Genomic DNA, 6,860 nt, shown 5'->3' with positions numbered 1-6,860 from the left:
CCGGGGGGGGCGTGGCCGGGGGGGGGGAGTTCGGGCTTCCCTTCCCCCGGGCCCCCCCCCCCCCCCCCCCCCGGGGGGGGGGGGGCCCCCCCCCCCCCCCCCCCACCCCTCACTCGTTACCGATCAGAGCTCGTTGACGGCGCCCTCGGCGGCTTCGGCCCACTCACGCCACTGCTTGGCCTGGGCGAGGGCCTTCTCCGCGTCCTTGGTCTTGCCTGCCGCGGTGGCCTTGGCGGCCTGCTCCTCGAACTGGGCGACGCGCTCACGGAACTGGGCGGCCCGCGCCAGTGCCTCGGGATCGGTGCGGCGCCACTCCGAGTCGGCGGCCTCGCGCACGCGCTTCTCGATGGCGCGGAGCTTGCCTTCGAGATCGTGCATCCGCTCGCGCGGAACCTTGCCGATCGCGTCCCACTTCTCCTGCAGGTCGCGCAGCGCCGCGCGAGCCGCCTCGAGATCCTTGTCGGGATCGATGGCGCTCGCGGACTTCAGCAGCTCTTCCTTGGCGACGGCGTTCTGCGCGAACTCCGCGTCGCGTTCGGACGCCGCGGCGTTGCGGGCGGCGAAGAAGACGTCCTGCGCCTCCTTGAAACGGCGCCACAGGGCGTCGTCCGCTTCGCGGGGCGCCCGTCCGGCGGCCTTCCACTCGGCGAGCAGGTCCCGGAACTCGCCTGCCGTCGGACCCCAGTCGGTGGAGGTCGCCAACGCCTCGGCCTGGGTGACGAGCTCCTCCTTGCGGGACTTCGCGCCGGCGCGCTCCCGATCGAGTTCGGCGAAGTGTGTGCCTCGCCGGCGGTTGAAGGCCTCGCGGGCCTTCGAGTACCGCTTCCACAGGGCGTCGTCGGTCTTGCGATCGAGTCCCCGGATGGTCTTCCACTCGTCGAGGATCTCGCGCAGCCGGTCACCCGCGACCTTCCACTGGGTGGATTCGTTGCCGATCTGCTCGGCCTCGGCCGCGAGCGCCTCCTTGCGGGAGGTCTGCTCCTGCCGCGATTGCTCCTTGTCTTGCTTCTCCTGCTCCTCGGCCTGCGCGGAGCCCGCGATGATCGCCGTCAAACGAACGCTCAGTGTGTCGATGTCGCCGATGACCGCCGCGGTGGGGAGTGACTCGGCGAGCGCCGCGGCTGCGGCCCGGGTCTTCTTGGCATCGCCGGCACCGGAGGCCAGGCGCGTCTCGAGGAGCGTCACCTCGGTCGCCAGGTCGTCGTACCGTCGTCCGAAGTGCGCGAGGCCCTCGGCGGCGTCCCCTGCCTGCCACGAGCCGATCTGTCGTTCGCCGTCGGCCGTCTTGACCCATGCGGTGCCGTCGTCGTCGACCCGGCCGAACAGGCTGGGATCGCTGGTGGCCACGGCGGGCATGGCGTGGGTCGGAGCCGGACCGGGCTTGGGCGAGCTCGATGTCACGGCACCCGGCTTGGCGGCGCCGGGCTTGGGGACACCCGGCTTGGGGGTACCCGGCTTGGGTGCGTTGCTCTCGGTCATAGCTCCTCGTCTCTGCCGCGCGTCACGGCTGCCTGATCGCACTGTCGCCTCCCACCTGGGTCCGTCGGTCGATCGGAAATGGTGGGAGCCTGCAGCGACTGTTCAAGACTATTGAAACAGGTATGACCCTCCGAGGGCGTCACCTCGGGTCGACTACCGTGGCGCAGTGTGTTGACCGCCGCTGCTTTCGTGCCCTCGCCCCCGCTGCTGGTGCCCCAATTGGCCGGGGCCGCAGCGCCGGAAACCGACCGGTTGCGCCGAGCCGTGCTGGATGTGTCCGGCAGGCTGGGAGAGGCGTGCGGGCAGTGGACCGTGATCGGTGTCGCCGATCCCGGTGCGCCCGCCGCCGAGATCTCCCCCGAATCGTGCGGCACCTTCGCGGGATTCGGGGTCGACGTGCGAGTGTGCCTGGCGCCCGGCGAATCCGACCGCGGCGAGGTCGACCCGGCGATGCCGCTCGCGGCTCTCGTCGCCGGGTGGTTGCGCGGGCGCGCCGCACCGTCGGCCACGGTCCGGGTGCGAATCCTCGCGCCCGACACGCCGATCGCCGAGTGCGTGCGCCTGGGCGAGCAGTTGCGCCACGAACTCGACGCGTCGCCGTCCCCGCAGGGACTTCTGATCGTGGCGGACGGCGCGAACACGCTGACGGACAAGGCTCCCGGGTCGCTCGACGAGCGGTCTGCAGATGTCGAGGCGGTGCTCGGTCGGGCCCTCGCGAGCGGTGACTGTGGGGCGCTCGGAGGTCTCGACGCCCGGTTGTGCGGCGAGATCGGGCTGTCCGGCCGTGCTGCGTGGCAGACACTTTCGGCCGCGTTCGGCGGCCCGGACGGCGGTCCGCGCAAGGCGGAGTCGCTGTATTCAGGGGCGCCTTTCGGGGTCGGCTACCACGTCGGGATGTGGCTGCCGTGACCGATCAGGGTCGTACTCCGATCGCCGTCGTGGGTCCCACTGCCACCGGGAAGTCGGATCTGGGCCTGGATCTCGCGGAACGGCTGGGCGGCGAGATCGTCAACATCGACGCGATGCAGCTCTACCGCGGGATGGATGTGGGCACCGCGAAGCTGAGCGTGCCGGAGCGGCGTGGAATCGTCCACCACCAGCTCGATGTGCTGGACGTCACCGAGACCGCGACGGTGGCGCGGTACCAGGAGTCGGCGCGCCGCGACATCGAGGACATCCGCGCGCGGGGCGCAGTGCCGATCATCGTGGGCGGTTCGATGATGTACGTGCAGTCGCTGCTCGACGAGTGGGCGTTCCCGGCGACCGATCCGCAGATCCGGGCGCACTGGGAGTCCGTGCTCGCCGAACGCGGCGTGGCCGCGGTGCACGCGGAGCTCGCGCGGGTGGATCCGGAGGCGGCGGCGTCGATCCTGCCGACGGACGGGCGGCGGATCGTGCGGGCGCTCGAGGTCGTGCAGCTCACCGGCAAGCCGTTCGCCGCGTCCGCGCCGAAGATCGGTGAACCGCGTTGGGGGACCGTCATCGTCGGTGTGGACCGCGAGACCGAGGCGCTCGACGCGCGGATCCGGTTGCGCACCGAGCTGATGTTCGATCGGGGCCTGGTCGACGAGGTGCGGGCGCTGGTCGAGGTGGGGCTCCGTGAGGGTGTGACCGCGCAGCGGGCCATCGGGTACGCGCAGGTGCTGGCCATGCTGGACGGCGAGTACGACCTCGCCGAGGCGGTGGAGCGCACGTTCATCGGTACCCGTCGGTACGTCCGCCGGCAGCGGTCGTGGTTCCGGCGGGATCCGCGAGTGCACTGGGTGGACGGGGCCGATCCGAACCTCGTCGAGGCCGCGCTGGAGCATGCGGACCGGTCGCTAGAGTGAGTCCCATGGAATTCAGCAAGGGCCACGGCACCGAGAACGACTTCGTGATCCTGCCGGATCCGGACGCCGATCTCGCGTTGCCCGCACACCGGATCGCCGCGCTGTGCGACCGCCGTCGCGGGCTCGGAGCCGACGGCCTGCTGCGGGTGGCCCGTGCCGGAGCGCTCGCGGCGGTGGGCGTGCTGGCCGAACTGCCCCAGGGCGTCGGTCCCGACGACTGGTTCATGGACTACCGCAACGGTGACGGCTCGATCGCCGAGATGTGTGGCAACGGTGTCCGGGTCTTCGCGCACTACCTGCGCGCGACCGGCCTCGAGCTGCACGACGAGTTCGTCGTGGGCAGCCGCGCCGGCGCCCGCCCCGTCCGGGTGCACGCGGCCGACCACGTGTACGGCGACGTGACCGTCGGCATGGGACAGGTGCGCGAGCTCGGGTCGTCGACCGCAACGGTCGGCGGGCGCCTGCTCGACGGCATCGGCATCGACGTCGGTAACCCCCACCTCGCGTGCGTCGACCCCACTCTCACGTCCGCGGCACTCGCGGCGCTGGATCTGACGGCGGCGCCCGGATTCGATCCCGGATTCTTCCCGCAGGGCGTCAACATCGAGATTCTCACCCCGCTCGCCGACGGTGCAGTGGAGATGCGCGTGCACGAGCGCGGCGTGGGCGAGACCCGGTCGTGCGGCACGGGCACCGTCGCGGCCGCCGCCGCGGCGCTGCGGGCATCCGGCGACACCGACGGCAAGGTCGAGGTGCGGGTGCCCGGCGGCCGTGTGGAGGTGTCGATCGACGGTGGTCGGGCGGCGCTACGGGGGCCGTCGGTGCTGGTCGCGTCCGGCACGGTCGACGACCGCTGGTGGACCGAACTGGGTTGATGCCGGGCTCGCCCGGGTGCCGGGCGGCGGACGGAAATGCGCGTGCACGCCGGTCTCGCTTCGTGGGACCATGAACGTGTATGACGAAAACACATCGCACCCACGTCCCGTCCACCGCGGACGACCACGCAACCTCCGGCGAGGCTGAGTACTTCGACGATTCCGCGGCGCCGTCCGTCGGCGACATGCAGCTCGACGAGCGCGCCGCGCTGCGCCGAGTGCAGGGTTTGTCGACCGAGCTCACCGACGTCACCGAGGTCGAGTACCGGCAGCTGCGCCTCGAGCGCGTGGTTCTCGTCGGTGTCTGGACGTCGGGCACCGCCGCGCAGGCCGACGCGAGCATGGCCGAGCTCGCCGCCCTCGCCGAAACTGCCGGCTCCGAGGTTCTCGAGGGCCTGGTCCAGCGCCGGGACAAGCCCGACGCCGCGACGTACATCGGGTCGGGCAAGGCCGACGAGCTGCGGCAGGTGGTCCTCGCGACCGGCGCCGACACCGTCATCTGTGACGGCGAGCTCACGCCCGCGCAGCTGACGGCGCTGGAGAAGGTCGTCAAGGTCAAGGTCATCGACCGGACCGCGCTGATCCTCGATATCTTCGCGCAGCACGCGACCTCCCGCGAGGGTAAGGCACAGGTCGCGCTTGCTCAGATGGAGTACATGCTGCCCCGGCTGCGCGGCTGGGGTGAGTCGATGTCCCGGCAGGCCGGTGGCCGTGCGGGCAGCAACGGCGGCGTCGGTCTGCGTGGTCCCGGTGAGACCAAGATCGAGACCGATCGTCGTCGTATCCGTGAGCGGATGGCGAAGCTGCGGCGCGAGATCAAGGCGATGAAGTCGTCGCGAGACACCAAGCGCAGCCACCGCCTGCGCAGTGAGATCCCGTCCGTCGCGATCGTCGGCTACACCAACGCCGGCAAGTCCAGCCTGCTCAACGCCCTCACCGGGTCCGGTGTGCTGGTACAGAACGCGCTGTTCGCGACACTGGATCCGACCACGCGCCAGGCGTCGTTCGAGGACGGTCGCGAATACGTGCTCACCGACACCGTCGGTTTCGTGCGGCACCTTCCGACGCAGTTGGTCGAGGCGTTCCGGTCGACCCTCGAGGAGGTCACCGACGCCGATCTGCTGCTGCACGTCGTCGACGGATCCGATCCGCTGCCGACCGATCAGATCAAGGCCGTCCGTGAGGTGATCACCGAGGTCATCCGCGAGAACGATACGACCGCGCCGCCCGAGTTGATCGTGGTAAACAAGATCGACGCTGCGGACCCGGTGGTTCTCACCCAGCTGCGCGGGCTGCTGCCCGGTGCGGTGTTCGTGTCCGCCAGGACCGGGGAGGGCATCGATGAGCTTCGGACGCGACTGGGCGAGATCGTTCGGCGACCGGAGATCGAGGTCGACGTGCTCGTGCCCTATTCACGCGGCGACCTCGTCGCCCGGATTCACTCGGACGGCCAGATCCTCGACACCTCACACGAGGAGGGCGGCACCCGGATGCGCGTGCGCGTGCCCGAGTCGCTCGCCTCGGCCCTCGTCGAGTTCGCGGGGCGTGGGTAGTCCTCGCGGCGCGGCCCGGCTGTCACTCGCCGGAGCGGCACTCGTCCTGGTCCCGTCGATGCTGCTGGCCGCGCCCGCGGCCGCGCAGAGTTCCGGTTCCGGAGTGTTGGTGACCGGCGCACAGTTCGAGCAGGTCTGCACGCCGGGGGATCCGGCCCTCGCGGAGCTGTCGGGGCTGGCGGTGGCGGGCGGGAAGACCTACGGGATCGGCGACAGCGGCACCGACGACGCCGTCGTGGTGATGGACGGCGACTGTGCGGTGACCGGCACGCTGTCGGTGCCGGTGGACCCGTACGACATCGAGGACATGGGTGTCGGGCCGGACGGCCGGCTGTGGCTGTCGGACGCCGGCGACAACGAGCGCATCCGCTCCACCGTCGCGCTCATCGACCTCGACCCGGCCACCGGCGCGGGGCAGCTGCACCGGCTGACGTACCCGGACGGCCCGCACGACGCCGAGGCGCTGCTGATCCAGCGCGACGGCGTTCCGCTGATCGTCACCAAGGAAGTCCTCGTCACCAACGGCATCTACCGCCCCGCCGGTGCGGCCGCGCTCGGCGACCTGGCGTCGCCCGGGCCCACACCGCTCGAGCGAGTCGGCGACGTACGTCTCGGCCCCACCAGCACGCCCGGCGGTCCGGTGCCGGTCGGCGGGTCCACCCTCGTCACCGGCGGCGCGGTGAGCGCCGACGGCACCGTCGCCGCGCTGCGCACCTACACCGACGTCTACCTGTACTCGGCACCCGACGGCGATCTGGTGCGGGCGCTCACCGCCACCACACCGGTGCGGGTGGCGTTGCCGAACCAGCCGCAGGGCGAGGCGATCGCGTTCACGCCGGACGGCGACCTGCTCGCGGGTTCCGAGTCGGCCGGTGGCCCGCTGCCCCCGGTTCAGATCCTGAGGGGCGCAACGGAACTGGCGCGCAGCAGCAGCTGGTCCGGTGGCTCGGTGTCACTGTCGGCGTCGGAGGGGCACGGCCAGGACCCGGCCCAGGCCTCCGGTGAGACCACCGAGAAGCCCTCGGCTCCCCGGTGGTCCACGGCGGTCCTCGGCGTCGGCGCGCTGGTCGCGGGACTTGCGACGTTCGCTCTGGTGCGGCGCCGGTCCCGCTCGTAGCGGCCCC

Annotated in this window: 6 protein-coding genes; 5 read left to right on the top strand and 1 reads right to left on the bottom strand. The window is 71.5% G+C overall.

Going from position 1 to position 6,860, the window contains the following annotated elements; translation table 11 throughout:
• Positions 1 to 123 precede the first annotated feature (123 nt).
• Positions 124 to 1,479 carry a DUF349 domain-containing protein gene (locus tag J2X34_RS26735; protein ID WP_114719849.1) on the bottom strand — a complete coding sequence of 452 codons (1,356 nt, stop codon included), beginning with the start codon at positions 1,477 to 1,479 and terminating at the stop codon, positions 124 to 126.
• A 168-nt stretch (positions 1,480 to 1,647) separates the two neighbouring features.
• On the opposite strand from J2X34_RS26735, the gene J2X34_RS26730 reads away from it, so the two are divergent.
• The 5 genes from J2X34_RS26730 to J2X34_RS26710 all read left to right on the top strand — a co-directional run bounded on the left by J2X34_RS26730 (position 1,648) and on the right by J2X34_RS26710 (position 6,853).
• Positions 1,648 to 2,388, top strand: a complete 741-nt coding sequence (locus J2X34_RS26730; protein ID WP_114719851.1) for a hypothetical protein — start codon at positions 1,648 to 1,650, stop codon at positions 2,386 to 2,388.
• Positions 2,376 to 3,308 carry a tRNA (adenosine(37)-N6)-dimethylallyltransferase MiaA gene (gene miaA, locus J2X34_RS26725; RefSeq protein WP_174909748.1) on the top strand — a complete coding sequence of 311 codons (933 nt, stop codon included), beginning with the start codon at positions 2,376 to 2,378 and terminating at the stop codon, positions 3,306 to 3,308. The genes J2X34_RS26730 and miaA overlap by 13 nt, the downstream gene beginning before the upstream one ends.
• A 5-nt stretch (positions 3,309 to 3,313) precedes the next feature.
• Entirely contained in the window at positions 3,314 to 4,183 is an 870-nt protein-coding gene (dapF, locus tag J2X34_RS26720; protein WP_114719855.1) for a diaminopimelate epimerase, read from the top strand.
• An 80-nt stretch (positions 4,184 to 4,263) separates the two neighbouring features.
• Positions 4,264 to 5,736, top strand: coding sequence for a GTPase HflX (gene hflX / locus J2X34_RS26715; RefSeq protein ID WP_174909752.1), 1,473 nt, complete (start codon positions 4,264 to 4,266; stop codon positions 5,734 to 5,736).
• Positions 5,737 to 5,794: 58 nt separating this feature from the next.
• Positions 5,795 to 6,853, top strand: coding sequence for a hypothetical protein (locus J2X34_RS26710; protein WP_114720032.1), 1,059 nt, complete (start codon positions 5,795 to 5,797; stop codon positions 6,851 to 6,853).
• Positions 6,854 to 6,860 lie beyond the last annotated feature (7 nt).

Origin of the sequence: Rhodococcus sp. BE178, from assembly GCF_050433545.1 — a bacterium.
Taxonomy (GTDB): Bacteria; Actinomycetota; Actinomycetes; order Mycobacteriales; family Mycobacteriaceae; genus Prescottella.
This window is presented reverse-complemented; position numbering and strand designations above follow the sequence as displayed.

Bases quoted from the DNA above. Each gene is read 5' to 3' on its own strand.
- J2X34_RS26735 (WP_114719849.1), bottom strand. From the start codon at position 1,479: ATGACCGAGAGCAACGCACCCAAGCCGGGTACCCCCAAGCCGGGTGTC.
- dapF (WP_114719855.1), top strand. From the start codon at position 3,314: ATGGAATTCAGCAAGGGCCACGGCACCGAGAACGACTTCGTGATCCTG.
- hflX (WP_174909752.1), top strand. From the start codon at position 4,264: ATGACGAAAACACATCGCACCCACGTCCCGTCCACCGCGGACGACCAC.
- J2X34_RS26710 (WP_114720032.1), top strand. From the start codon at position 5,795: ATGCTGCTGGCCGCGCCCGCGGCCGCGCAGAGTTCCGGTTCCGGAGTG.